Origin of the sequence: Streptomyces sp. NPDC048172 (assembly GCF_043202595.1) — a bacterium.
In the GTDB taxonomy this organism is placed as follows: Bacteria; Actinomycetota; Actinomycetes; order Streptomycetales; family Streptomycetaceae; genus Streptomyces.
In genome coordinates, this window is the sequence record NZ_JBIDAT010000008.1 from 122,255 (window position 1) to 147,094 (window position 24,840).

Consider the following 24,840-nt stretch of genomic DNA (forward strand, 5'->3'; position numbering starts at 1 on the left):
GTCAGGCGTCCGGCTCGGTCTCGGCCGCCGCCTCGTCCAGCTCCGAACGCCACCGCCGCCGCGCGCGGTCGTAGTGCAGGGGGCCGTGCCGGAAGGGGGTCAGATCCATGCCCACGAGCTGCTCGTACGCCTCGCCCGGAAGGTCGGCCTCCAGGACGACCCGGAGTCCGCTCGCCGCGTCCTGGAGGACCAACGGACGGGAGTCCGCGGGCTGTTCGCGGCGCGTGACGCGCCGCACCGCGCTCTTCAGGGCCGCGTACGCGTCCTTGACCGCCTCGGTGCCGAGCCCGCTGAGAAAGCCCTGCAGCGGGAGGGCGATCAGGACGGCCCATTGCAGTTCGGAGGGGCCGCGGTGGGCCAGTACGCGGCGGGTGCGGAGGGCGACACCGTGCCGGGCCAGCGCCTCGACCAGCTCCTTCTCCGCCGCCTCGGAGACGTCCCGCTCCACCAGCGCCTCGGCGGTGGTCCCCGTGCCCGTCCCTGTCCCCGTCTCCGTCCCCTGTGTCACGGCGCGTCGTCCTCCCCTCGGCCCGGCTCCTGTGCCGGTGCGGACTCGTGGGGAGGATACCGACGGCCGGGTGGCCGGTGAAATCAGTGGCGCGGCACGGGTGAGGGGGCTATCCTCGCCCCTCCCTTCCCGCCCCTTCCCGCTGATCACGCCCTCGGGGCCCGGCAGTTGGGAATGTGCCCGCCCCTCCGTCTGGTTGTCCGATCGTCAGGACACCGAGAACGAGCGAGACGAGGGATCAAGATGCCGTCTGTTGACACGATGTTCCTGTTCATCGCCGAGGGCACGGCGGTCGAGCGCGTCGACCGGAAGGGGCCGGGCGGTCCGCTGGCCTATGTCTGGGTGCCCGACGCGGACGAGGCGGCGCGCGTCGCCGCCGAGCAGGCAGCGGCGGGCCTGGGCCTGCTGGAGCTCTACCGGGGCTTCGGCCTGGCCGAGGCCGGAAAAGTGATCGAGGCGGTGGCGGGCCGCGCACCCGTCGGATTCGCGGGCGACCTCGGCGGCGTCCGGCACCCGCGCTCGATCACGCTGTACGGCGACCCCGGAGCCGATCCGCTGACCGAAACGGTCACGGTGGAGCACCCGCACGGGGCCAGGACGACCGTGGCCCCGGCGCCCGACGACGACGCCATGGTCGCCGCCGCGCTGGAGGCGGTCGAGAGCGGGGCGGACGTCGTGGAGATCTGCGGCGGCACCTCGGCGGCCACGGCGTCGCGGGTGCACGCGGCGGTCGGCGACCGCGCCACGGTCACGCTGGTGCGCTGGCCCTTCGAGTCGATCACCCCGGCCGCGGCGTACGCGGCGGCTTTCGAGAGCTGATACGGCCGTTACGTCAGGAGTTCTTGCGGAGGAGGAAGAAGAGGCTGGGGCCGAAGTCGAGGGAGGCGAGGGGGGCCTGCAGGGTGCGTTCGGCGGCGAGCACGGCGCGGGCCGGGAGGGCGCGTTTCAGGCGGGCGCTGCGGAGGTTGGAGACCGAGAGCTTACGGTCGACAGTGAGGCCGACGGCCGCGAACTGGCTGGTGACGGTGTCAGGGTGATGGTTGACGAAGGGGATGCCGCTCTCCTTGCGTTTGTCGGCGGAACGGATGTCGACGGGGTCACGCGGGGGCCGCTGGAGCTTGACGAGGTAGCGGACCTTGTTGACCGCGTGGGTGAGGTTGGCGACCTCGATGATGGCCGTGCCGCCGGGCCGCAGTACGCGGGAGATCTCGCGGAGGGTCGGTTGCGGGTCGGGGAGGTGGTGCATGACGCGGATCATCGTGAGCAGATCGACGCAGGAGTCGGGCAGACCCAGCGCGCCGGAGCGCATGAGCTGGGGGCGAATGCGCGGGTGCCCCTTCAGATGATGGGCCGCCGCGTCGAGCTGCTTCTGGCTGGGGTCCAGCAGCGTCACCGCGTCGGCGTACTGCTCCAGCAGCAGGCTGAGTCTGCCGAAGCCGCCGCCCACGTCGGCGGCGTGCGCGCAGGACATCTCCCCCAGCAGGCGTTTGACCGCGATCGTCTCGGCGCCGTGCTCGTAGTCACGGCCGTCCCAGTACCGGACGTAATCCTCATCCGCGGCGTCGTACTGGTTGGCCGGATCGGCCGGACGGAGGCTGTGGGGGGCGTTTCCGTCGGGGAAGGGCTGGGACATGGTTCAGACCTCGATCTTCTCAGGGGCGAGGAGCCCGGGTGGTGCGGACTGGGCTGTTCCCTAGGGGCGGCACCGCCCACAGGCGGGCCTCCCAGACCACGTTGCGGACGGCATCGAGGCTCACTCGGGAGAGGTCGATGCGGATCCAGCCCGGCCGGGGAAGGGTGTGGAACGGCCTGCGGGAGGCGCCCTCCAGCACGAGGAGCCGCAGCCAGTGGCTCATGCGGATACGGGCGGTCGCGCGGGTGCCCGATCCGTTGACCGTCACAAACGTCCTGCCCCGCACGCGGAACCGGTTCATTCCCCAGTCCGGGACCTCGCGCGCGCCCGGGTGGGACAGCACCACGGAGCGCAGCTCTTCCTCACTCACCATCGGTACTCGCACCCGCCTCTCTTCTCTTCTCTCGGGCCGTGTCGCTCGGCGCGTAATGACCTTTCAAGAAAATCCCCCCGTCGAAGCGCGACAGCGATCTGGAATGTCACTCGTGCGTCAAAGCGGTACGTGAGGCAGAGCGTGGAATCGTGGAATCCATTTCCGAGACCGGACTGCTACACCGCTCCAACGGGGCCGCGCCCCGGGTGGTTCAATCCCGCGATGGTGGCGACCGTCACAATTCCGGCGCAGCCGTCGTCCCGGACTGGTCGCGGACTGCCAGAGGCGAGAAGTGAACCGTTGGGGCCTGGGTTCCGTTCTGTTGCTGCGGGGGCGGTCTCTCAGGCCGCCCCCGCTGTCCGAACACACCCAGACTTCAGGGGATCAGCAGTGGGTCACCGCACCTCTGCCCTGCGCGGGCGCCGACGCCGGAAGCCGAGGAGTGCCGTGAAACGCGGCACCGTCGGATTGCTCGTGCTCCTCATGGTGATCCTGATAGGCGGGGGCGCGGTCGCCTGGGACAAGAGGAATGAGGCCCGGGCCCCGGCCGGGGCCGAGGATGAACCGCGGGCCGAGCAGCCGCCGACGCCCACCCCGGAGCCGTCGCTCTCCGACCAGGACAAGCCATCGGCCGCACCTTCTCCCTCGGATTCCCCCTCCGATTCCCCGCCGGAATCCCCCTCGAATTCCCCCTCGGACAAGCCGAGCGAGCCGGCGTCGGCGGACCCGCAGCGGATCCCGATTCCCGCCACGGGCCCCGGCACCTTCGCCACCGCCCGGTCCACCGGGGCCACGGCCGGTCAGGGCGCGACCCTGCGGCGTTACAAGGTGCTCGTCGAGGACGGCATCGAGCTGTCCGCGAAGAAGGCGGCGGCAGAGGTCCAGGCGGTGCTCGCGAATGCGCGCGGCTGGACCGCCGACGGGCGCAACTCGTTCCGCCTGGTCGACTCGGGGCCCGTCGACTTCGTGGTGAGGATCGCGACGCCGGGCACGGTGGACCAGATCTGCGGGCGGGCGGGTCTGCGCACACGGGGCGAGGTCAATTGCAGCGTCGGCAGCGACGTGGTCGTCAACCTCAAGCGATGGGTGCTGGGCTCGGACCAGTTCGACGGGCCGATCGGCGAATACCGCGCTCTGATCGTCAACCACGAGGTCGGCCACCGCCTCGGCCATGGCCACGTGGGCTGCGCGGGGCCGGGCCAGCGGGCACCCGCGATGATGCAGCAGATCGACGGGCTGAACGGCTGCAAGGCGAACGCCTGGCCGTACGACGAGAAGGGCCGGTACATCTCGGGGCCGACGGTGCCGTAGGCCCTCGCCCTTGCCCGTCGGAAAACCGGTGGCGTGGGTCGGGGCGGGTGGCTAGCCTGAGGGCGCTGTTCTGTTGCTGCGGAGATTTCTGGGAGGTGTAGACCGATGGCCGTTGTCGCGGTGGGCGCTGCCCGCGTTCGGAAGTCCATCCAGTCCACCTCCGCAGTCTCCGGCTGATCTCACTCACGTTCGCAGCCGGGCTGCCCCTGTGAAGGGTCACCCTTGTCTTCCTTCTCTTCCTCTTCTTCACCTCTCATTCCCTACGGCTGGGACGCCGACTGGGAGGAGACCTTCGCGCCGTACGCGGCGAAGGGTCTGCTGCCCGGCCGTGTCCTCCGCGTCGACCGTGGGCTGTGCGACGTCGCCACCCCGGAGGGCGTCGTGCGGGCCGACACCGAGTTCGTCGTGCCCCGCGACCCGATGAAGGTCGTGTGCACGGGGGACTGGGCCGCCGTCGACCCCGAGGGCTGCGACCCCCGGTACGTGCAGACGCTGCTCCCGCGCCGTACGGCGTTCCTCCGCTCGACCTCCTCCAAGCGCTCCGAGGCGCAGGTCCTCGCCGCCAACGTCGATCACGCCCTGATCGCCGTCTCCCTCGGCCTCGACCTGGACCTCGGCCGCGTCGAGCGGTTCATCGCGCTCGCCTGGGGGAGCGGCGCCCAGCCCGTCCTGGTCCTCACCAAGGCGGACCTCGTGCCCGACCCCGCCACGCTCGGCCACCTCGTGGCCGACGCGGAGGAGTCGGCGCCGGGCGTCCAGGTCCTCCCCGTCAGCGCGGAGACCGGCGAGGGCGTCGACGTCCTCGGCGCCGTCCTCGCGGGCGGCACCTCCGTGCTGCTCGGCCAGTCAGGCGCGGGCAAGTCCACCCTGGCCAACGCGCTGCTCGGCATGGAGGCGCAGGACGTCCACGCCGTCCGCGACAAGGACGGCAAGGGGCGGCACACCACGACCACCCGTGACATGCTGCCGCTGCCCGCCGAGAGCGGCGGGGGCGTCCTCATCGACACTCCCGGCCTGCGCGGCGTCGGCCTCTGGGACGCGGAGGAGGGTCTCGGCCAGGCGTTCTCCGAGATCGAGGCGCTCGCCGAGGAGTGCCGCTTCCACGACTGCGCCCACGAGACCGAGCCGGGCTGCGCCGTCCTCGCCGCCATCGAGGACGGCAGCCTCCCGGAACGCCGCCTGGACAGCTACCGCAAGCTCCTGCGCGAGAACCAGCGCCTCGCGGCCCGTACGGACGCACGCCTGCGGTCCGAGCAGAAGCAGCTCTTCAAGCAGCGCTCGGCCCTCGGGCGCCACATGATGGAGCGCAAGCGCGGGCCCCGCGGCGAGGGTCACAGCGGCTGGTGACAGCCCGGAGCACGGGGAGGGCGTTGGTAGCGTCCTCCCCATGCTCCTCTGGATCAACGGTCCCTTCGGCGGCGGCAAGACGCACACCGCGTACGAGCTGTGCCGCCGCCTCCCGGGCAGCGTCGTCTCGGACCCCGAGCACTTCGGCACGGGGCTCCAGCGCATGCTGCCCCGCGACAAGCGGCGGGACTTCCAGGACTTCCCCTCCTGGCGGCAGGGCGTCCACGAGGTGCTCAGCCACCTCCTGGACCAGCACACCGCCGGAGGCCCCGTCATCGTCCCCATGACCGTCGTCGTCCCCCAGTACTTCGAGGAGACGGTGGGACGCCTACGAGCCGACGGCTACGACGTACGCCACTTCTCCCTCCTCGCCCACCGCGAGACCGTCCTGCGACGGCTCCAGGGCCGTGGCCTGCGCGGCCTGCGCTCCGAACAGTGGGCCGCCACCCGCGTCGACCGTTGCCTGGAGGCCCTCTCCAAGCCGGAGTTCGGGGAACACCTCACCACCGACCACCTCACGGTGTCCGGAGCCGCCGAGGCCGTCGCCCGCAGCGCGGGCCTCCGGCTGCGCCCCGACGACAGCGGCCCCCTCGCCCGGCGCCTCCACCGCGCCCAGGTCACCGTCAAGAACATCCGGCCCCTGTGACCATGCCCATGGACCGCTTCGGCCCGCTCGCCTTCCAGCTCGTCCTGCTCCGCAGGATGGCCGATTTCCAGGCCCCGCGCGTGGACGAGGCCCTCCGCGAACTCGGCGTCTCCCTCGCCGACATGCGCGAGGCCAACAAGAGGTGGCAGGCGATGGTCCGCTCCCCGAAGGGACGCGGCGCCCTCGCCCGCTACCGCTCCGTCCTCGGCCCGCCGGAGTCGTCCGTACGCCGCCGCATCGGCGACCTCGACTCCGAGATCCACACCTGGCCCGTCCCCCTCTGGCCCGACCTCCGCTTCGAGGTCGTCGCCGGAGCGGGCGGCGCCGTCTGGAACGAATGGCTCGTGCGAGCGCCCGATGCCTCCGCGCCGGTTCTGCGTACGGTCGAAGACCTGGAGCCCTGGTCCTGCACGGTGGAGGAAGTGGCCCGCGCGTTCCCTCCAGCACGTCCGCTGGAGGGATCGGCTCCTACGCGATGGCGCCTGGCCTTCACTGCGCCGGACGCCGATGGTCAACCGCACGCCGTGGTGGCCGAGTTCACCTGGGGCCTGCTGCAACGTCTCCCTTCGCAGCAGCCTGCGTGAACGCCGCCCAGGCGGCGGGCCGTACGGTCAGGATCGGGCCCGCCGTGTCCTTGGAGTCACGGATGTGGATGGCGCTGCAACCACTGGCGACCTCGACGCAATTGCCGCCCTCGCTGCCGCTGTAACTGGACTTGCGCCAGTCGTAGGCGATTTCGACGCAATTTCCGCCTTGGCTGCCGCTGTAGCTGGACTTGAACCAAGTGACGCCGGTCATGTCTCTCCTAGCAGTTTTTCCAGCAGGTTCTTGCTCTCCTCGGGGCTGAGCGCCTGCGACCGGAGCATCCCATATTTCTGTGCGAGGACACTGACCCCGTCCGGATCATCGAGGAGGTGGCTGACCGACTGCCCCTCCACATAAGCCAAGTGGTCATGGTCAGGGGTCTCCAACAGCACCATCGACCCGTCCAGCCCCGCGTGGACCTCCCGATCCGTCGGCATGATCTGGACCCCGAGGAACGGGAGATCGGCGCACTCCCGCAGGTGTCGCAGTTGCGCGCGCAGCACATGTCGTCCGCCGATGGGACGCCGGAGGACGCTCTCCTCCATCAAGTACGTTGCCATGGGCGGCGGCTTGCGCTCCAGCAGTTTCTGGCGGTCGAGCCGACCCGCCACCCACTCGTCCACCTGGTCGTCGTCCAGCGGCGGATAGAGGCAGGAGAAGACCGCTCGCGCGTACTCCGCGCACTGGAGCATTCCGGGCGGCACATGGTTCTCGTAGGAAAGGAGCGTGAGCGCATCCCGCTCGTAGTCGATGAAGTCCTGCACGAACAGCGGGTACTTCTCGCGCTTGGGGACCTTGTTCACGGCTGTTTCCAGCGCGCGCTTCGTGTCCAGCAGGTCGTCGATCCGGATCGCGAGGGCGATCTGGAGGGGGCGGCGGCCCTGCTCGATGGAGGCCAGCTTCTCGTAACTGATGTTGAGCTCGTCGGCAAGTTCAGCTTGAGTCTTTCCCGCGTACTTGCGGAAATTGGCGACCAATGCTCCGATCGCGTCCCAGGTGCTGCCGCGCTTCTTGGGATGGTCCATGCGCGTCTCTCTTCTCTCGCGCAGCCCGTACACCGGAAGCGTACGAGTCGACGCACTGTGCCACTCTACGTACGGGCAGTGACAGTGGCCTCGTGAACGATGAGACCCAACTCCCCCGTTTCCGCGAGGCGTTCTTCCGGCGCGAGCGCAGGTCGGTCCCGCGCGCACGGGCGTTCGCACGCCGGGCGCTCGCCGACTGGGGTGTGGAGGCGCGCGGCGAGGACGTCGTGCTCTGCGTCAGTGAACTGGCGACGAACGCCCTGGTGCACGGCGTTCCGCCGGGCCGTGGGTTTCGGCTGCACCTCTATCTGCACGGCGAGGGCGTGCTGCGCGTGGAGGCGCACGACTCGGGGGACGGCGAGGTGCGGGTGCCCGTGCCCGGCGACGAGGAGGAGCACGGGCGGGGGCTGCTGCTCGTCTCGGTGCTCGCGGACAAGTGGGGTGTGGGGGAGCGGGATCCCGGCAAGATCGTGTGGTGCGAGTTCCAGGGGCTGGAGGGGCGGCAGGGGCGTGCGCACAGGGAGCACGCGCCGCCCCGCCCGTCAAGTACGGAGGGCGCCGACTTGCGGATCCGGGCGCAGTCGGGGCGCGGCTGACTAGGCTGTTCTGTCATGGCGTTCGGGGCGAGTCGGCACCCTGGTGGGAGACTTCCGGTCGAGGTCACGAGCTTCGTCGGGCGGTCCTCCGAGATGGCGGAGGTGCGCCGACTGCTCGGACGGACCCGCATGGTCACGCTGGTCGGCCCCGGAGGAGTGGGCAAGACGAGGCTGGCGCTGCGCGCCGCACGGCAGGTGGCCGACGGCTACCGGGACGGCGTTCGGCTGGTGGAGCTGTCCGGTCTCAAGAGCGCCGAGCTGCTGCCCAACGCCGTGTCGGAGGCGCTGGGCCTGCCCGAGCAGAGCAGCCGTCCGCAGGTCGACGCCGTGGTGGAGCACCTCGCCACGCGTGAGTTGCTGCTCGTGCTGGACACCTGTGAGCACCTGGTCGACGCCTGCGCGCTCCTGGCCGATCTGCTGCTCCCGCAGGCGCCGGGGCTCACGGTGCTGGCCACGAGCCGTCAGGCGCTGGACGTGCCGGGCGAGCACGTACTGACCGTACCGCCGCTGCCCCTGCCGCCCGACAACGGGGGCGGGGCGCTGGAACTGTTCGCCGAGCGGGCCGCGGCGGCGATGCGCGGCTTCGTGGTGACCGACGCCAACCGGGCGCAGGCGGTGACCCTGTGCCGTCGCCTGGACGGCATCCCGCTGGCCATCGAGCTGGCGACGGTACGGCTGCGGGCGCTCGGCCTCGACGAACTGGTGCGGCAGCTGACCGACACCTTCGCCCTGCTCACGGGCGGTCGGCTGACGACGCTGTCGCGGCACCGGACCCTGCGTACCACCATCGGCTGGAGCCACGAGCTGTGCACGCCCGCCGAACGGCTGCTGTGGGCGCGGCTCTCGGTGTTCGCCGGACCGTTCGACCTGGCCGCCATGCGGGCGGTGTGCGCCGACGCCGAACTCCCCGCCGACCAGCTGCTGGGCCATCTGATCAGCCTGGTCGACAAGTCGGTGGTGCTGCGGGTGACGGAGAGCGGCAGCCGCTACCTGCTGCTCGACACCATCCGCGAGTACGGCGCCGACTGGCTGGGCGCCAACGGCGAACGTGACGCCTGCCGCCGCCGTCACCTCGCGCACTACACCTCCCTCGTACGCCGCCTCGCCGACCGCTTCCACACCTCCGAACAGGTGCCGCTGTACCGCGCGTTGGTCCCCGGCCTGGAGAACCTGCGTGCGGCGCTCGGTTACGCCCTGGAGGGCGAGGGAGGTGAGGCCGTGGCGCTGACCGGGGTGATGTGGGCGTACTGGGCGTGCGCCGGAAAGCCCCGGGAGGCGGGCCACTGGATGGACCGGGCGCTGGAGCGCGCGCCCGAACCGTCCGCCGACCGGCTGATGACCCTGGTGTGGAACTCCACGTTCGCTATGCACCGGGGCGAGCACACGGCGGCGCGGCACTTCGCGGACGAGGCGCAGGAACTGGCCGACCGGCTGGGCGTCCCCCGGCTCGTCGCATACGCCCGCATGAGCCGGGGTGCCGTGCTGGTGTACACCGGCGAGCCCGGCGCGGCCCTGGAGCTGCTGCGCGACGCGAAGCAGACCTTCCGCAGGGTCGGGGACACCTTCGGCCAGTGCTTCACCGCGTTCCGCACCGCGCTCGCCCACACCGTCCTCGGCGACATCCCCGCCGCTCTCGACGCCTTCACCGAGACCCTCGGCCTGCTCGGCGAGGGGAGCGAGGAGAGCTACGTCCAGGGGTTCACCCTCACCGGCGCCGCCATCGCGCACGTGGTCTCCGGGGACACCGCCGCCGCAGGCCGGGCCGCGCGACGCGCCCTCGAACTCCAGCACGCGCGCGACGACCCGTTCGGCGAGGCCGCCTCCTGCGGCCTGCTGGCCTGGACCGCCGCGCAGGAAGGACGGCATCGCCGTGCGGCCTGGCTGTTCGGCGCGACGGAGGCGCTCTACGCGCTGGCGGGCGGCGCGCCCTTCGCCGGAAGCGCGAAACTCCAGGCCCTGGACGCCCGTTTCGAGGCCGCCACCCGGGAGGCCATCGGGGAGCGGCGCTACGAGCTGCTGCACCGCCAAGGCGTGGCGCTGCCCCGCCCGGCCGCCGTCGACTTCGCCGTGCACGACCGGGACGCGCTGCCCGCCGCCTCCGGCGAGACGCCCGTCAGCACGGGCACCGACGGGCTCACGCGCCGCGAACGGGAGGTCGCCGCGCTCGTCGCCGAGGGCCTGTCGAACCGCGAGATCGCCGAACGGCTCGTCGTCTCCAAACGGACCGCCGACGCCCACGTCGAGCACATCCTCACGAAACTGAGCTTCTCCTCCCGCTCCGAGATCGCCGCCCTGGTCCGCGAGGAACAGGGCACGCAGCACGCCCCGTAGACGTCCCGGCGTCCCCTAGATTTCGGGCATGGCCCCCTCCGTCGATCCCGATCCCGAGCCCGAGGAACGCGTAGCCGAGGCACGGCAGCCGAAGCCGCCCCTCGTGACCCGCCCGCTCCTGCTGCGCTTCGTCACGGTCATCGGCTCCTCGGTGAGCTTCTTCCTGCTGCTGTCGGTCGTACCGATGTACGCCACGAGCACTCCGGGCGGCGGGGACGGCGGGGGCGACAGGGCGGGACTGGTCACCGGATCGCTCATGCTGACCACGGTGGCGGGCGAGGTGCTGGCGCCGTGGCTCGCCGCGCGCTGCGGCTACCGGCTGATGCTGGGCGTGGGGCTGTTCCTGCTGGGCGCCCCGGCGCTGGTGCTGACCGTGCCGGGGTCGCAGAACATGACGGCGATCGTGGCGGTGTGCCTGGTCAGGGGGTTCGGCTTCGCGTTCACGCTGGTCGCGGGAGGCGCGCTGACGGCGGCGCTCATCCCTTCCGAACGCCGAGGGGAGGGACTGGCGTTGATCGGCATCATGGCCGGGGTGCCGTCGCTGATCGGTCTGCCGCTCGGGACCTGGCTCGCGGCGCACGCCGGGTACGGCCCCGTCTTCACGGCGGCGGCGCTGGCCGCGCTGCTCGCCATCGCCGCCGTGCCGGGCCTGCCGGGACGGGAGGCGTCGGCGGGACCGCCGTTGGGGATCTTCGCCGGGGCCCGTTCGGGGGCGCTGGGCCGCCCCACGGCGGTGTTCGCGGTGACGTCACTCGGCGCGGGCATCGTCGTCACGTTCCTGCCGCTGGCCGTGGCGCCGGGCAACTCGGCCGTGGTCGCCGCAGCGCTCTTCATCCAACCGGCCGCCGCCACCGCCTCCCGCTGGTTCGCGGGACGCCGCGCCGACCGGCGGGGCGCCGGTGGACTGGTGATCCCCGGACTGCTCCTCTCCGCCGTCGGCATCCTCGTCCTCGCGCTCACGGGCGTACCCGTGGCGGTCGTCGTGGGCGCGGCCGTGTTCGGGGCCGGGTTCGGCGTCACCCAGAGCGCCACCCTCACCCTGATGTACTCCCGGGTCACGACCTCCGGCTACGGAACGGTCAGCGCCCTGTGGAACATCGCCTACGACGCGGGCATGGGCATCGGCGCGGTCGGCTTCGGCACGGTGACCGGCCTGATCGGCTACCCCTGGGCGTTCGCCCTGACCGCCCTCCTCATGCTGACCGCCCTCGTCCCGGCCTGGCGGGACCGCAGGGCGACGTGACGGTCAGCTGTCGGGACGGGCGGTCAGCGCGTCGACCAGTAGCCGCGCGCGCGTCTCCTCTCCCAAGAGGGCCTCGACCAGCGGCCCCGTGCCCGGATCGGGCGCCGTTTCCCGGCCGTCGGCGTCGGCGGTCGCGTCGATGTACTGCTCGACGGGCCGGGCATCGGACGTCAGCCGAACGCGGTCACCGGCGACCAGGGCACCGTGCACCGAGGCGTGGTCCAGGCCCAGGCGGGCCAGCCGCTCCCCGCCCGCGTACCGGGAGCCGGGAGCGGGGTCGCCCTCGCCCGCCAGGTGCGGGTACCGGAGCGCGACCTCGTGGGTGGCCAGGACCGCGAGCAGCACATGCTCGGTGCCGACCGTGTCGCTGCCGAGACGGCGCGCCTGCTCGTAGGTCTCCATCCGGACCCACCAGGCGGGCCGCGCGGCCCAGTTGATCCCACTGCGCTTGAGCAGCCACCGCATCCACCAGGGCGCCCGGCGGTAGTGACGGTGGCCGAGGAGAACGTCACGGGTGGCGTGCAACAGAGGCCCGAGATCTTCGCCTTGACCCCCGTCGCTCGCGGCACTCCCGGCGCCACCGTCGAGACGGTCGAGCACGGCCTGCGGCGAGACGCCGCACGCACCCAGCACCTCCACCGCGCGGTTCTCCCCGTCCAACAGCCCCCGCAGCAGCTGCTCGGCGCCGAACTTCTTGGCACCGGCCCGCCCTGCCCGTTCCCGCGCGGCGGTGAGCGCGCGGGCCGCCTCGCCCGTGTAACGGATGCGCTCCTCGCCGTCCTCTCCCAGGATGTCCTTCCCGGTGACGGCCCCCTCCGCGTCGTCATCGACGCTCCACGCGCCGTCCCGCTCCGCGCGGTCCCGCAGCACGGCCAGCAGCGCGACCTTGGTCGCCCCTTCAGCGGCGAGCGCTTCGCGTGCCGCGCCCTTGGCCGTGGTGATCCCGGCCAGCAGGTGTTCGCTTCCGATGGGCCCCTCGGCGTCCGGCCGCGCGCCGCGCGCGGCCCCCAGGATTCCCACGGTGTTCCAGTCGGGTGACGTGGTCGCTGTCATGCGGCCCTTTCCTTGCCTCGCCGGTCCTGCGCAGCAGCCTCTCCGACCGGCACGGAACCCGCATCGCCCCGCAGAAGGATCTAGCTCTGCACCCTGAGACCCACGGCCACCGGCGTGGCACGAGCGGAGCGAGAGGACGAGACCGGTACCACCGCGCGGCAGCAGCCAGCTCCCCGCCCGCCACGACCGGACAGGAGATCGGCTCACGCGCCCCGGCCCCGCGACGGCGGCGGGACGATGCCCCGGCCACCGCGTACACCCGCGCGTCCCCGAGCGCGCCCCGGCCGGGCGCCCCCCTCCCGTAGCCCGCGATCGGTAGGGCGCGTTCGCACGAGACCGGGCACCCGGCAGGGCACCGGGGATTTACGCATCCGTGCGTAGCCGCCCCATCACGACGCACCGTCATGTCCGATTCCCGCCAGAAAACCCCCGGAGGGCACCGCAGACTGGAGAGCGTGATGACAGAGGAGAGCAAGTATGAGGCGGTCCGCAGCAGGGACGCACGCTTCGACGGCGTGTTCTTCCTCGGCGTGCGGACGACGGGGATCTACTGCCGCCCGAGCTGCCCGGCCGTGACCCCGAAGCGGGAGAACGTCCGGTTCTACCCGACGGCCGCCGCCGCACAGGGCGCCGGGTTCCGGGCCTGCCGCAGGTGCCGCCCCGACGCGGTGCCGGGCTCGGCGGAGTGGAACGTCCGCGCGGACCTCGTCGGCCGCGCGATGCGCATGATCGGCGACGGCGTCGTGGACCGCGAGGGCGTCGCCGGGCTCGCCCGTCGGCTCGGCTACAGCTCGCGCCAGGTGCAGCGGCAGCTCACCGCCGAGCTGGGCGCCGGACCCGTCGCGCTGGCCCGCGTGCAGCGCGCCCACACCGCGCGGGTGCTCCTCCAGACGACGCCGCTGCCGGTCACGGAGGTCGCGTTCGCGTCCGGCTTCGCGAGCGTCCGGCAGTTCAACGACACGGTCCGCGAGATCTACGCCCGTACGCCCAGCGCCCTGCGCGACGCGGCGGCGCGCGGCGGGCACGGACCGGCCGGGCGGCCGGAGATCCGCTGCTCCGCGCAGGCCGAGGCGGGCGGGGTGACGCTGCGGCTCGCGTACCGGGGGCCGTACGCGGCGGCGCACGTGTTCGACTTCCTGGAGCGCCGCGCGATCCCCGGCATCGAGGAGATCCGCGGCGAGCCCGGCGCCCGTACGTACCGTAGGACGCTGTCCCTGCCGTACGGCATCGGGATCACGGAGGTCGACGAGGACACGGGTCCCGACCCCGAGGGGCGGGGACAGGGCCAGGGGCAGGGGCAGGGCTGGCTGGACTGCCGGCTGCACCTGGCCGACCTGCGCGACCTCACGACGGCCGTGCAGCGCGTCCGCCGCCTCTTCGACCTGGACGCCGACCCGTACGCCGTCGCCGAGACGCTCGGCGAGGACCCCGCGATGGGCCCGCTCCTCGCCCGTACGCCCGGACTGCGCTCGCCCGGCGCCGCCGACCCGCACGAGCTGGCGGTACGCGCGGTGCTGGGCCAGCAGATCACGGTCGGCGCGGCCCGTACGCTCGCGGGGACGCTCGTCGCCGCGTACGGCAAGCCGCTGGCGGCACCGGACGGCGGGCTCACGCACGTCTTCCCGGACGCGGGCAGCCTCGCGGACGCGCCGCTGAAGGAGCTGGGCATGCCGGAGTCCCGGCGTACGGCCCTGCGCACCGTCACCACCGCGCTCGCCGACGGCGCCGTCGCCCTCGGCCCCGGCGCCGACCGGGACGAGACCGAGCGGGCCCTGCTCGCGCTCACCGGCATCGGCCCCTGGACGGCGGGCTACATCCGGATGCGGGCGCTCGGCGACCCCGACGTCTTCCTGCCCGGCGACGCGGGCGTACGGCACGGCCTGGAGCTCACCGGCACGACCGCCGCGCGGGCCCAGCACTGGCGGCCCTGGCGCTCGTACGCGCTGCACCACCTCTGGCACGCGCTCTCCCTCACCCCCGAGAAAGGCTGACGCCCATGCGGTACACGACCTACGACAGCCCGCTGGGCGAGCTGCTGCTCGTCGCCACGGACGACGGCACGGCCCTCGCCTCCGTCTCCGTCCCGGGGCAGCGCGGCGGCGCGACCGTCCAGCCGGAGTGGCGGCGGGACGCACCGTCGTCCACGGCGCCCGTCCTGGCCGAGACCCGCCGCCAGCTCGACGCGTACTTCGCCGGTGAACTGAAGGAGTTCCGGCTCGACTTCGCGGCGCGCGGCACGGAGTTCCGGGAGCGGGTGTGGGAGGCGCTGGACACGATCCCGTTCGGCGCGACGACGACGTACGGCGAGATCGCGGCCCGTATCGGCGCCTCGCGCGCGGCCGTACGCGCGATCGGTGGCGCGATCGGCGCGAACCCGCTGCTCATCGTCCGCCCCTGCCACCGCGTCATCGGCGCCGACGGCTCCCTCACGGGGTACGCGGGCGGCCTGGAACGGAAGGAGCGGCTCCTCACGCTGGAGGGGGTGGCCGTGTAGGGCGTGTCCGGCGAGTCAGGGTTGCCCTCTGCGTGGCTACTGGGCAGGGGCTGCCCCGCCTGCTGTGTTGCAGGCTGCGGGTTGTGGGTGGTTGCTCGCGCAGTTCCCCGCGCCCCTTGAGGGCGCTCCTGGGAGCGCCCCTTCAGGGGCGCGGGGAACTGCGCGACAAGCCACGACGCAGTCGCAGTCTGCGACACACAGGACGGGGCAGCCCCTGCCCAGTAGCCACGGTGCCGTCAGGCCCAGATCAGCGTGCCCAGCCAGGCTCCGGCCACGACAAGGCACGCGGCCAACTCGGCCAGCATTCGCCAGCCCACCGCGCGCATGACGGTACGGGTGGACGCGGCGGCGGCCCCGTGGCTGCCGAGCCGTACCCGTTCCCAGCCGTAGATCCCGCCCACGAACCCCGGTACGACGCCGACGACCGGCACCAGGAAGAACCCGAGGATCCCGGTGCCCCCGGCGAAGAGCAGGGCCCGCCGCCGTACGTCCGTCGCGTCGCGCGGGCGGGTCCGCCGGGGCAGCAGCAACTGCACGGCGGCGTTCAGCAGCAACAGCCCCGTCGCGCCCGTCAGCAGCCACCACGCGGGCGTCGTCTGCCGGTCCATCGCCCACCAGAAGACGGCCGCCCACACGACGAGCGGACCGGGTACGCCGGGAAGCACGGTGCCGACCGTGCCGAGCAGCATGACCAGGCCCACCAGCACGGGCAGCGACGTGCCCAGTCCCAGGGTCCCCGTGGTGCCCATGGAGAAAGCCTGCCCGAACACACGCGTCTCCGCCCGCCGTGTTCTTCCGTACGGCCTTCCCGCGCGCTCTTCGCGCGAGACAATGCCCGCATGAGCGATCAGGGGGAGCAGCACGGCCCGGACTCCGGCGAACGCAATGACTGGTGGGCCCAGTTGTACGACGCGGAAGCCTCGGACACGGGACGCTCTCGAGCCCGGGACACGATGGACGACCGCTTCGCCTCAGTGACACAGACAGTCGGCCTGAGAGTCGCCGAGGACCGCACGCCACCGGGCGAACCGGAAGCCGTCGAAGAGCCCGAAGAGCCCGAAGAGCCCGACGAGAGCGTCCCGGCGCAGGGACCGGAGCCCGGGCCCCCGAGCACGCCGGACGTGCCCAGGTCTCCGGGGGTGCCTGAGCCTTCGGAGGTTCCGGGGATCCGGGAGGCGCCCGCGCCCCCTGACGTACCGGAGTCCCCGGACGTGCCCGCGCCCCCGGACGTCCCCGGGCCTCCTGCGATGCCGGAGGCCCCCGATGTGCCGGAGGCCCCCGTGATGCCGGAGGCACCCTCGGTGCCCGGGCCGCCGTCCGTTCCCGCTCCCTCGGTGCCGGGGCCCGGCACCGAGCCCGCCCGTGAGCCGGGGCCGGAGCCGCGGCCGGAGGCTCTGCCGGACGCTCCTGACGTGCCCCCGCCGCCCGAGCTGCCGGAGGCTCCGGAGCTGCCGGACCCGCCTTCGATGCCCGAGGCGCAGGCGGGGTTCGGGCCCGCGCCGTCGATGACCGGGACCGTTCCGCTCGCCACGGTCTCTCCGGCGAGGGAGCCGGACGACGCGGTGGCGCCCGCGACGTTGCCCATGGCGGATCCGGCCGCGCTGGGGGAGCTGGTTCCGGACACGGCGCTGGACGGGGCGCACTACGGGACGCTCACGCTGCGTGCCGTCTCCTCACGCGGAGAGGCCGCGCGGGAGGCGGGGGCGCTGCGGGGCGACGCGCTGCTCACGGCGCGGTTCGGCTCGGGCGGGAGCACACTGCTCCTGGTGGCGGTCGCGAGCGGCGGGCACAGGGCCGCGCGCGAGGTCTGCCACTCGATCGGGGGCGCCGTGGGGCGCAGCCACGCGCGGCTCGCCGAGGACATCCACGCGGGCCGCAGGGGCGCGCTCAAATCGGGCCTGAACCGGCTGACGGACCGTGCCTACGGCAAGCTCCGGGCGCAGGCCGCCGCCCTCGGCCTGGACCCGGAGGCGCACTCCGCCGACCTGCGCTGCCTGCTGCTGCCCGCCGACCCGCGGTGCGGGACGAGGGTCTTCTTCGGCATCGGGGACGGTGGCCTGTTCCGGCTGCGGGACGGGGCGTGGCAGGACATCGAGCCGCGCGTCGAGGAGGCCGAGCAGGAGGACGACGACGAGGATGAGCTGTCGCAGGGGTCACGGCCCACGATGAAGCTCGGGACGACCCGGCTGGACGACCCCGCCGCGCGGGCCGCCGCGGCGCGCGACGGCTTCCACGAACAGCCGCCGGAGGAGCCGCGCGCCGAACCGTTCCGGTTCCGCGCGTCCGAGGCCCGGCAGGACGACGTCCTGCTGCTGTGCGGCCCGGGGATGGCCGAGCCGGTGCGTGAGGAGCGCGCGTTCGCGGAGCTGCTCAGGGAGCGCTGGGCGGAGGGGGCGCCGGGCCTCTCCGGGTTCCTCTCGGACGTACAGCACCGGGCCGCCGAGGGGTACGGGGGCGACCGTACGGCCGTAGCGGTCTGGGAGTCGTGACGGAGCAGACATGAGAAGAGCCCTGTTCCCGGTCAGGCCGGACCGGGAACAGGGCTCTCGTAGGTGCTGGGTACTGGGCGCCAGGCGCTGGATCAGCCGAACTGCCGCTCGATCTCGGCGAGTTTCTCCTCCAGGGAGTCCAGCCGGGGACTGGCCGGGTTGGACTCGGCGGACGCCTGGGCGGCATCACCCCGCTCGCCTCGGTCGCCCCGGCGTCCGCCGCGGGTCCGCTTCCCCGTCGTCTCCTCGCCGTCACCGTCGCCGGAGACCGCCTGGAGCGCCGGGCGGCTCCGGGGCGTACTGCCCACCACCTCCGTGACCGGCAGCTGACCGGCGGGCGGACCCTCGTCGCCGTCGGCCTCCTGGGCCTGGGCCTGGGGCTGGGCGGCGGCGGGCGGCAGCGGCGCCGCGGCCTTCGCGGACGTCGGCGTGCCCGCGGTGATCTCGACGTCGACGTGCTGGGGCCCGCGGCCCCTGTTCCAGATGCGGTGCTGTCTGTTGAGGGCCTTGACCCGGGCGCGGTCGAGCCGCTCCTGATCCTTCCTGCGGGTGCGGTCCTCCTCCTGGCGCCGACGGTCGTCCCGCACCTCGTCGACGGCCTCGTCCAGCGTCCGTACGCCCTCCAGCAGCATCAGCGACCACGCGCCGAACGTCTCGCGCGGCGCCCGCAGCCACCTCACGACCCGGATCTGCGGCAGCGGGCGCGGCACCAGGCCCTGTTCGCGCAGGGCCGCGCGACGGGTCTGCTTGAGCGCTCTGTCGAAGAGGATCGCGGCCGAGAGCGACATCCCGGCGAAGAACTGCGGCGCTCCGTCGTGGCCGAGGCCGCGCGGCGCGTGGACCCAGTTGAACCAGGCCGCGGCCCCCGCGAAGATCCAGACCAGCAGCCTGGACCCGAGCGAGGCGTCACCGTGGCTGGCCTCCCGGACGGCGATCACGGCCGAGAACATCGCCGCGCCGTCGAGACCGAAGGGGACCAGGTACTCCCAGCCGCCGGAGAGGTTGAGGTTCTGGCGGCCGAAGCCGACCAGTCCGTGGAAGGAGAGTGCGGCGGCGACCGCCGCACAGCAGAAGAGCAGAAGATAGGCGGCCGTCGCGTAGACGGTCTCCTTGCGACGGCGGCGTTCCTCCATGCGTTCCCATGAATCCTGCGGCGCCGACTGGCCGCTGTCGTCCTTCTTGTGCTTCGCGTGGTAGCGCGACTGCGCCATCACGATCACCGCTGTCAGGGCGCCGAAGAGCAGTACGGCGCTCGGCAGCACCCAGTTCAGCGATATGTCCGTCAGTCTCATGCGGCTGTGCCCCTTGCCGGCCTGTTCACGGGTGTCGTGTCACGGGTGTAGTGGCTGTCGCCGAGCATCCTGGCGGAATCGTGACGGCCGTCAGAGGTTTTCGGCGCAAGAGGCCGCTAAAGGGCGGTCATGCCCTCGGATTGGGGCGTTCTGGGTCGAACGGGCTAGCGGGTCGCGGCCAGCCGCTCGATCCGCTCGGTGTCACAGGTGCGAGGGCAGGTGACGCAGGTGTCCTCGGGGCGCAACGTGTAGAAGAGACAGCAGCTCGCCCGGTCGCGGGTCGCCAGCGACTCGCCCCGGGGGCCCGTCAGTTCGCGGAACCCGGCACCCTGTGCGAACGGCGCCGCGCGGCCCGGTAGCAGCTCACCGGCCTCCCGCATGGCACGCTCCTCCTCGCCGAGCAGGTGCCCGACGTACCAGAGGCCCTCGGTGATCTCGTCCGAGGCCATGCCCCACAGGGCCCGTGCCCCGCGCCGCATCCGGGGGCGGAATCCGGCCAGCACCGGCTCCAGGTGCTCGGCGACGGCCGCCCGCACCTCGGCGCGCAGGGCCTCCTCGTCGGGGACGACCCGCGCGCCCGGCGCTTCGGCGGCGGGGTCGCCCGGCAGGCACGCGAACGTACCCGTACGGACGACGAGCCGGCCCAGCGTCCGCTGGAACGCGACGTCCTCCACGGGGACGCGGGGCACGCGCCGGTGCAGGAACCACGGGATCGTCACCAGCAGGCACAGGGGCCACGCGTAACGGTGCAGGCCGAAGCTGGCGATCACGTCGGGCCGCGCCTGCTCCCCGTAGTCGCGGCGGATCTGCTCGTCGTCCCAGGAGAGGAACCCGGCCAGCGCCTCGCCGCCCTCGGCCAGCTCCGCCGCGCGCACCCATCCCTCGCCCTGGGGCAGCGGCTCGCCGTCGCCGGGAGTGGTCTCCGTCACGCGCAGCGCGGGGAAGACCTCGTTCAACCGGGCGTAGGCGGGGGCGAGAGGAGACACGGGCGGGAGGTCAGAGGCTGCGGAGGCGAGGGTGGGCACGGTCATGGGGACCACCGAATCGACGATCGTTAGCAGGTAAGCCTTACCTTAGCGGATCGCCCGTGAGGTTTGATCTCGCGTCCCGTCCGCCTATCGTGCTTTTCGACACCTGGAGGGGACAGATGGAGCAGACCCGAGCGGAGCCGTCCATACGGGCCGCCGTGCGTCCGGCGCCCCGCGTTCCTGAGCAGGCCGCCGCCGGCGTCGCCGTGCGCGGTGAGCATGTGCACAGTGAGCCGCCGGCTCCCGGTGCGCGACTGCCGCAGCGGCACTCCGTACGGGCGCAGGTCCTGGACGCCCTGCGTGCCGCGCTCGTCTCCGGCGAACTCACCCCCGGCGAGGTCTACTCGGCGCCCGCCCTCGCCTCCCTCTTCGGCGTCTCACCCACCCCCGTACGCGAGGCCATGCAGCAGCTCGCGAGCGAGGGCGCCGTCGAGACCATCCCCAACCGCGGCTTCCGCGTCGCCGAGCACAGCCCTCGCGACCTCGCCGAACTCGCCGAGGTACGGGCGCTGCTGGAGGTCCCGGCGGTGCTGCGCCTCGCCCGGACCGTGCAGCCCGAACGCTGGGACGAGCTGCGGCCCGCCGCCGAGGCCACGCTGGAGGCGGCGGCGCGCGGCGACCGTGCCGCGTACGCGGAGGCGGACCGGGGGTTCCACCGGGCGGTGCTGGAGCTCACCGGCAACCGGCAGCTGGTCGCTGTCGTCGAGGACGTCAACGTCCGCGCCCAGCGCTATGCGGTGCGGGCCGCGCCGCGTCCTGGGGTGACCGATCTTCTCGCTGAGGCCTCCGACCATCTCGCCCTCCTCGACGCCCTGGCCGCGCGCGACCTCGCCTCGGTAGAAACCCTGACCCGCTCCCACTACGGCTCTGGCTAACCGAACTCCGGGTGCTGGCCCGCTTCTCCCTCCGCCCACTGTGCTTGGGAGCTCTGCGCTTCTCCCTCCACTGTGCTTGGGAAGTCTGCGCAAGGCGCAGGGTTGGCAAGCGCAGCCTCCACGCCGGGTGCCCCGCGCAACGGGGCCGCGCCCGGGGAGCCCCGGGCTGTGCTTCGCGGACTGCGAGTGCGTCGTGGCTTGTCGCGCAGTTCCCCGCGCCCCTAGAGGGGCAAGCCCCGACGTGTCGTGACCGGCGCGCCCACGCGGCGGAGCCGCAGATCAAACACAGCCCCGCGCCCCTGAGGGAGCAGGGGCAAGCCCCGACGTTTTGGGCCCGGCGCGCCCACGCGGCGGAGCCGCACATCAGACACAGGCCCGTGCCCCTAGTACTCCAGCCGTAGATCGTGATCTTGCGGGTGGGGCACCGCTGATATGGGCGTGGCCACCGTTGGCCATCTGGACGAGATCGGCCGCGCCATCGGTGGCGTCCGTCGTTCTTCGCCTACTCAAGTCCACCGAGGCGAAGGGCGTCCTCGATCTCGCCGAGCTTCGCGGACGGCAGGACGCCCACCTGCCCGATCAGGTCTTCCCTGGTCAGGGTGACCAGCCAAGTGCAAGGGATGAGGCCGGGACGTGGAAGTGCGACTCTGAGGACGCCTTCGAGGGGCAGTCCTTCGGGGGCACCTACTGTCACCTCAACGGCCACGCCGCTGAGATCGGTGCCCGCGGGAGCGACGACCTGCATCGCCAGGAAACCGGACGCCTCCTCTCCGGACAGCAGTACGACTGCCCTGCGCTCGTCGAAATCTGCCCACCAGACTTCGCCACGTCGCATATGTCCTCCTGACACGGGACGGCGCGCCTGCATCGCCCCTTCGGTAGCCGCCTACTCCAGCCACAGATCGTGAGGTTGGCTGGTCAGGGCTGGTGAGAAGACGGCTGCGCCACCGCTGATCATCGGTGTGTGAATGCAGAAGATCATGCGGTGGCCGCAGGTAACAGCGTAGTCCCTGCTGGCTGGCGGGATGTGTTCGAGGGCCTGATGGGTCGGATCGCGGGCCGGTTCGCCCGGGACGAACCCCGTTCTCGGGCACGGCAGTTGGTACTGGGGCTGCTTGCGGACCTGCCGCGCAAGAACTGCTGGACGATCGCCGAGCACGTCGGGGACGCCACTCCGGGCGGGCTGCAGCACCTGGCCGATGACGAGGCCGTGCTGGTGGTCGACGAGACCGGCGATCTGAAGAAGGGCACGCACACCGTGGGCGTCCAGCGCCAGTACACCGGCACTGCGGGCAGGATCGAGAACTCCCAGGCTGCCGTCTACCTCACCTACACCTCCCGCCACGGTCACGTGGGCATCGACCGCGCCCTGTACCTGCCGAAGCCCTGGACCGGCGACCGGGACCGCCGCCGGCGACGAGGTCTACGGCGACAACCCGAAACTGCGCGCCGCGCTGGAGAAGCGCGGACTCGGCTACGTGCTCGCGGTCTCGTGCACCCACCGTGTCCTCACCGCAGCCGGTCCCCAGCGCGCCGACCACCTGGCCAAACGCGTCCCGCGCCGGGCCTGGCAGAAGCTGTCCGCCGGACGCGGCGCGAAGGGACACCGCTGGTACGACTGGGCGCTGGTCGCCATCACCGCAGGTGATCCGACGGGCCATCAGCACCTGATGATCCGCCGCAACCACACCACCGGCGAACTGGCCTACTACCGCTGCTACTCGCCCCGACCAGTGCCGCTCTCCACGCTGGTCAAGGTCGCGGGAAGCCGCTGGACCGTGGAGGCGACGTTCCAGAGCTCGAAGGGCCTGGCGGGGCTGGACGAGCACCAAGTGCGCCGCTGGGACTCCTGGCACCGGCGGGTCACGCTGGCCCTGCTCGCGCACGCCTTCCTCGACACCGCCCACCGACTGCGCTGGTCGACCTGGCGCCGACGCCATCAAGCCCGCGCCCGCCACAGCCACTACCGCCGCCAGACCACCCTGCAGCCATGAAGATCACGATCTACGGCTGGAGTACTAGGGAGAAGGGGCAAGCCCCGTCGTCTTGAACGGCGGGGGGCTCACGTCGTGGGGGAGAGGCGGGCGGCTAGCCAGGTGGGGACTCCGCCCAGGAGGCGGAAGAGGCGGCGGGCCTCTTCGCGGAGGCGGGACGCCTCGGGGTCGGGCTCGACGTCGGCGAGGGAGGCGAGGGCCGGGGCCATGCCGACCAGGAAGCCCAACTCCTCGCGCAGGCGCAAAGACTCCGCGAACCCGTGCCGCGCCTCAGCCGTCTCGCCCTCGCGCAGAGCGAGCCCGGCCAGGTGCCGCCAGGTGAAGGAGCACAGCAGTAAGTCGTCGCGCGAGGTCGCGCCCGCGTGGGCGCGGCGGTAGGCGGCGCGGGCCGCGTCGGGGGTGTCGCTGAGGTTCTCGGCGAGCAGCCCGCGGCGGAAGTCGAGCAGGGCGCGGCCCGGCGCGTTGGGCGCCAGGAGTGCCGCGGCCCTGCCGAGCGCTGAGCGGGCCTCGTCCGTACGGTCGCGGACGCCCAGGACCGTGGAGGCGTAGGCGAGTTGACCGCGCTCGCAGGCCGCCGCGCCGCGCTCGTCGTCGTCCTGCGCGACCGCCTCGGCGACGCGCAGCGCGTCCTCGGCCTCCGCCCAGCCGTCCGCGGTGAACATGCACCGCTCGACGAGGAGCGACGCGCGCCCCACGGCCGCGTCCGGAACCTTCTCGGAGTGCGGCTCCAGGAGCGCCGCCGCGTCGTCCCAGCAGCCGCGTGAGCGCAGCCGCCACACGGCTTGCCCGAGTGGGCTTCCCGGGCCCAGCCGTTCCGAACGTGACATGGCGGTGTCCGCCACAGTGCCCTCCCAAGCGCGCCATTGAGCCGGATGTGAGCGCATCTCAGCACGGAGTGTGGCACACCGCCAAGGGGCTGGTGTGAATCAGTTCACAAAGTTTTACTCGGAGAGCGTGTGTGACAACTGTGCCGGGGGTCACGAGGGGCGGGTGTGAGGGGGGAGGGGCGGTGGTGGGCAAGTGGCCCTCTCTTCTTGGGACTTCACCCGTTCCGGGTAGCCGCCCGACCCGGCGTCCTGTTCTTCCGTTCACAAGGGGACCTCCGTGGAACCCCCGACTCCCCGGTAGAGCTGGCTCTACCCCTGTTCGGCACCTCGTGGGAATGAGGGCGGGGGGTCGGGGGCGGTTCGGTGGGGGTGTGACCGTCTCTTGGGGAAACTCCGCGCGGAAATCCGCCCTGCTCCACGCCGCGTTCGCGCTGTTCGCGGCGGGGACCGCGCTCGTCACCTCGCTGCCGCCGCACCGCACGTGGGGGATACTCGCGGCTTGCGCGTACGGGGGTGCCGCGGTCGTGCTGGCCGTCGCGTCGCGGGTGCCGCGCGGAGTGGTCGCCGCCGGGGTGTTCTGCGGGGCGGCCCTGCTGCCGCTCGCCGTGCTCGCCGCCACGGGGAGCGCGCAGGAGGAGGTCGGCGTCGTGCAGCGGGCGGGGGCGCGGCTGCTCGGTGCCGGGACGCCGTACCTCGGGCCGGAGGAGCTGGCGGGGGAGGGGTACGGGGCGTACAACCCGTACCTGCCGGGGATGGCGCTCTTCGGGGTGCCGCACCGGGTCGCCGGGGTCGACGCGCGGTGGGTGTTCGCGCTCGTGGCGCTCGGCGCGCTCGCCGTCGCGCTGCGGGCGCGGCCACGGGCGTTCGCGCTGCTCGCCGGGTCGCCGCTGCTCGCGCAGCCGCTCGCCACCGGCGGTGACGATCTGCCCGTCATCGGCCTCGTCTGCCTCGGCCTCGTGCTGGCGGGCGAGGGGCGGCCGGGGGCCGGCGGGCTCGCGCTCGCGGTGGCGGGGACGCTCAAGGCGACCGCGTGGCCCGCGCTCGCCGTGGGGCTGGTGCTCGTCGCCGTCCGGAGGGGAGGGCCGGGCGCGGTGCGGTACGCGGCGGTGGCCGTGCCCGTGCTGGTGGGCGGGGTGGCGCTGCCCGCGCTCGCCGACCCGCGCGGCTTCGTCGCCAACACCGTGCGTTAC

The 24,840-nt window shown here is 72.8% G+C and carries 23 protein-coding genes and 1 pseudogene; 13 read left to right on the forward strand and 11 right to left on the reverse strand.

Features of this window, described 5'->3' with window-relative positions:
• Position 1: 1 nt before the first annotated feature.
• Positions 2-508: a hypothetical protein gene (locus ACGF3A_RS32375; RefSeq protein ID WP_393733977.1), complete on the reverse strand. Its 507-nt coding sequence runs from the start codon at positions 506-508 to the stop codon at positions 2-4.
• A 243-nt stretch (positions 509-751) separates the two neighbouring features.
• Here ACGF3A_RS32375 and ACGF3A_RS32380 point away from each other — a divergent pair, with 243 nt between their 5' ends.
• Positions 752-1,327: a DUF6506 family protein gene (locus tag ACGF3A_RS32380; RefSeq protein WP_393733978.1), complete on the forward strand. Its 576-nt coding sequence runs from the start codon at positions 752-754 to the stop codon at positions 1,325-1,327.
• A gap of 13 nt (positions 1,328-1,340) precedes the next feature.
• Here ACGF3A_RS32380 and ACGF3A_RS32385 read toward each other — a convergent pair whose 3' ends face one another.
• Positions 1,341-2,141: a methyltransferase domain-containing protein gene (locus tag ACGF3A_RS32385; protein ID WP_393733979.1), complete on the reverse strand. Its 801-nt coding sequence runs from the start codon at positions 2,139-2,141 to the stop codon at positions 1,341-1,343.
• Positions 2,142-2,160: 19 nt separating this feature from the next.
• A complete protein-coding gene (locus tag ACGF3A_RS32390) occupies positions 2,161-2,514 on the reverse strand; it encodes a hypothetical protein (protein ID WP_393733980.1) in 354 nt (117 codons plus the stop codon).
• Positions 2,515-2,961: 447 nt separating this feature from the next.
• Here ACGF3A_RS32390 and ACGF3A_RS32395 point away from each other — a divergent pair, with 447 nt between their 5' ends.
• The 4 genes from ACGF3A_RS32395 (at position 2,962) to ACGF3A_RS32410 (ending at position 6,402) form a co-directional block, all read left to right on the forward strand.
• Positions 2,962-3,825 carry a DUF3152 domain-containing protein gene (locus tag ACGF3A_RS32395; RefSeq protein ID WP_393733981.1) on the forward strand — a complete coding sequence of 288 codons (864 nt, stop codon included), beginning with the start codon at positions 2,962-2,964 and terminating at the stop codon, positions 3,823-3,825.
• Between the two features lie 222 nt (positions 3,826-4,047).
• Positions 4,048-5,172: a ribosome small subunit-dependent GTPase A gene (gene rsgA, locus ACGF3A_RS32400; protein WP_393733982.1), complete on the forward strand. Its 1,125-nt coding sequence runs from the start codon at positions 4,048-4,050 to the stop codon at positions 5,170-5,172.
• Positions 5,173-5,212: 40 nt separating this feature from the next.
• Complete coding sequence (locus ACGF3A_RS32405) at positions 5,213-5,818, forward strand: AAA family ATPase (RefSeq protein ID WP_393733983.1); 606 nt, start codon at positions 5,213-5,215, stop codon at positions 5,816-5,818.
• A gap of 2 nt (positions 5,819-5,820) precedes the next feature.
• Positions 5,821-6,402, forward strand: a complete 582-nt coding sequence (locus tag ACGF3A_RS32410) for a hypothetical protein (RefSeq protein ID WP_393734264.1) — start codon at positions 5,821-5,823, stop codon at positions 6,400-6,402.
• Here ACGF3A_RS32410 and ACGF3A_RS32415 read toward each other — a convergent pair.
• Together ACGF3A_RS32415 and ACGF3A_RS32420 are read right to left on the reverse strand one after the other, a co-directional pair.
• Positions 6,356-6,616 (reverse strand): DUF397 domain-containing protein, encoded by a 261-nt coding sequence (locus ACGF3A_RS32415; RefSeq protein WP_393733984.1) that lies wholly within the window; start codon positions 6,614-6,616, stop codon positions 6,356-6,358. The genes ACGF3A_RS32410 and ACGF3A_RS32415 overlap by 47 nt on opposite strands.
• Positions 6,613-7,428 (reverse strand): Scr1 family TA system antitoxin-like transcriptional regulator, encoded by an 816-nt coding sequence (locus tag ACGF3A_RS32420; RefSeq protein WP_393733985.1) that lies wholly within the window; start codon positions 7,426-7,428, stop codon positions 6,613-6,615. Before ACGF3A_RS32420 ends, ACGF3A_RS32415 begins: the two co-directional genes overlap by 4 nt.
• Positions 7,429-7,520: 92 nt before the next feature.
• Here ACGF3A_RS32420 and ACGF3A_RS32425 point away from each other — a divergent pair, with 92 nt between their 5' ends.
• From ACGF3A_RS32425 to ACGF3A_RS32435, 3 genes are read left to right on the forward strand one after another with little or no spacing between them, the layout of a single operon-like run.
• On the forward strand, positions 7,521-8,024 hold the full coding sequence (locus ACGF3A_RS32425; RefSeq protein ID WP_393733986.1) for an ATP-binding protein: 504 nt from the start codon (positions 7,521-7,523) through the stop codon (positions 8,022-8,024).
• A gap of 15 nt (positions 8,025-8,039) precedes the next feature.
• The gene (locus ACGF3A_RS32430) at positions 8,040-10,355 is read left to right on the forward strand and encodes an ATP-binding protein (RefSeq protein WP_393733987.1); all 2,316 of its coding nucleotides are present in this window, start codon (positions 8,040-8,042) and stop codon (positions 10,353-10,355) included.
• Between the two features lie 28 nt (positions 10,356-10,383).
• The gene (locus tag ACGF3A_RS32435) at positions 10,384-11,598 is read left to right on the forward strand and encodes an MFS transporter (RefSeq protein ID WP_393733988.1); all 1,215 of its coding nucleotides are present in this window, start codon (positions 10,384-10,386) and stop codon (positions 11,596-11,598) included.
• A gap of 3 nt (positions 11,599-11,601) precedes the next feature.
• Here ACGF3A_RS32435 and ACGF3A_RS32440 read toward each other — a convergent pair whose 3' ends face one another.
• Positions 11,602-12,651: a Clp protease N-terminal domain-containing protein gene (locus tag ACGF3A_RS32440; protein ID WP_393733989.1), complete on the reverse strand. Its 1,050-nt coding sequence runs from the start codon at positions 12,649-12,651 to the stop codon at positions 11,602-11,604.
• Positions 12,652-13,109: 458 nt separating this feature from the next.
• Here ACGF3A_RS32440 and ACGF3A_RS32445 point away from each other — a divergent pair, with 458 nt between their 5' ends.
• The gene (locus ACGF3A_RS32445) at positions 13,110-14,642 is read left to right on the forward strand and encodes a DNA-3-methyladenine glycosylase 2 family protein (RefSeq protein WP_393733990.1); all 1,533 of its coding nucleotides are present in this window, start codon (positions 13,110-13,112) and stop codon (positions 14,640-14,642) included.
• A gap of 5 nt (positions 14,643-14,647) precedes the next feature.
• Entirely contained in the window at positions 14,648-15,145 is a 498-nt protein-coding gene (locus ACGF3A_RS32450; RefSeq protein ID WP_393733991.1) for a methylated-DNA--[protein]-cysteine S-methyltransferase, read from the forward strand.
• Positions 15,146-15,381: 236 nt separating this feature from the next.
• Here ACGF3A_RS32450 and ACGF3A_RS32455 read toward each other — a convergent pair whose 3' ends face one another.
• On the reverse strand, positions 15,382-15,894 hold the full coding sequence (locus ACGF3A_RS32455) for a DUF456 family protein (RefSeq protein ID WP_393733992.1): 513 nt from the start codon (positions 15,892-15,894) through the stop codon (positions 15,382-15,384).
• A gap of 390 nt (positions 15,895-16,284) precedes the next feature.
• Here ACGF3A_RS32455 and ACGF3A_RS32460 point away from each other — a divergent pair, with 390 nt between their 5' ends.
• Positions 16,285-17,634, forward strand: coding sequence for a protein phosphatase 2C domain-containing protein (locus tag ACGF3A_RS32460; RefSeq protein WP_393733993.1), 1,350 nt, complete (start codon positions 16,285-16,287; stop codon positions 17,632-17,634).
• Positions 17,635-17,726: 92 nt separating this feature from the next.
• Here the strand turns inward: ACGF3A_RS32460 and ACGF3A_RS32465 are convergent, their stop codons facing one another.
• Both ACGF3A_RS32465 and ACGF3A_RS32470 read right to left on the reverse strand, forming a co-directional pair.
• On the reverse strand, positions 17,727-18,926 hold the full coding sequence (locus tag ACGF3A_RS32465) for a DUF2637 domain-containing protein (RefSeq protein WP_393733994.1): 1,200 nt from the start codon (positions 18,924-18,926) through the stop codon (positions 17,727-17,729).
• Positions 18,927-19,090: 164 nt separating this feature from the next.
• On the reverse strand, positions 19,091-19,957 hold the full coding sequence (locus ACGF3A_RS32470; RefSeq protein WP_393733995.1) for a (2Fe-2S)-binding protein: 867 nt from the start codon (positions 19,955-19,957) through the stop codon (positions 19,091-19,093).
• A gap of 116 nt (positions 19,958-20,073) precedes the next feature.
• Here ACGF3A_RS32470 and ACGF3A_RS32475 point away from each other — a divergent pair, with 116 nt between their 5' ends.
• Positions 20,074-20,829, forward strand: coding sequence for a GntR family transcriptional regulator (locus ACGF3A_RS32475; RefSeq protein WP_393733996.1), 756 nt, complete (start codon positions 20,074-20,076; stop codon positions 20,827-20,829).
• Positions 20,830-21,331: 502 nt separating this feature from the next.
• Here the strand turns inward: ACGF3A_RS32475 and ACGF3A_RS32480 are convergent.
• On the reverse strand, positions 21,332-21,664 hold the full coding sequence (locus tag ACGF3A_RS32480) for a type II toxin-antitoxin system PemK/MazF family toxin (RefSeq protein ID WP_281618065.1): 333 nt from the start codon (positions 21,662-21,664) through the stop codon (positions 21,332-21,334).
• A 207-nt stretch (positions 21,665-21,871) separates the two neighbouring features.
• Between ACGF3A_RS32480 and ACGF3A_RS32485 the strand changes: the two are divergent.
• Positions 21,872-22,823: pseudogene (locus ACGF3A_RS32485) on the forward strand (IS701 family transposase).
• Between the two features lie 68 nt (positions 22,824-22,891).
• Here the strand turns inward: ACGF3A_RS32485 and ACGF3A_RS32490 are convergent.
• Positions 22,892-23,650, reverse strand: a complete 759-nt coding sequence (locus tag ACGF3A_RS32490) for a hypothetical protein (protein ID WP_393733997.1) — start codon at positions 23,648-23,650, stop codon at positions 22,892-22,894.
• Positions 23,651-24,840 lie beyond the last annotated feature (1,190 nt).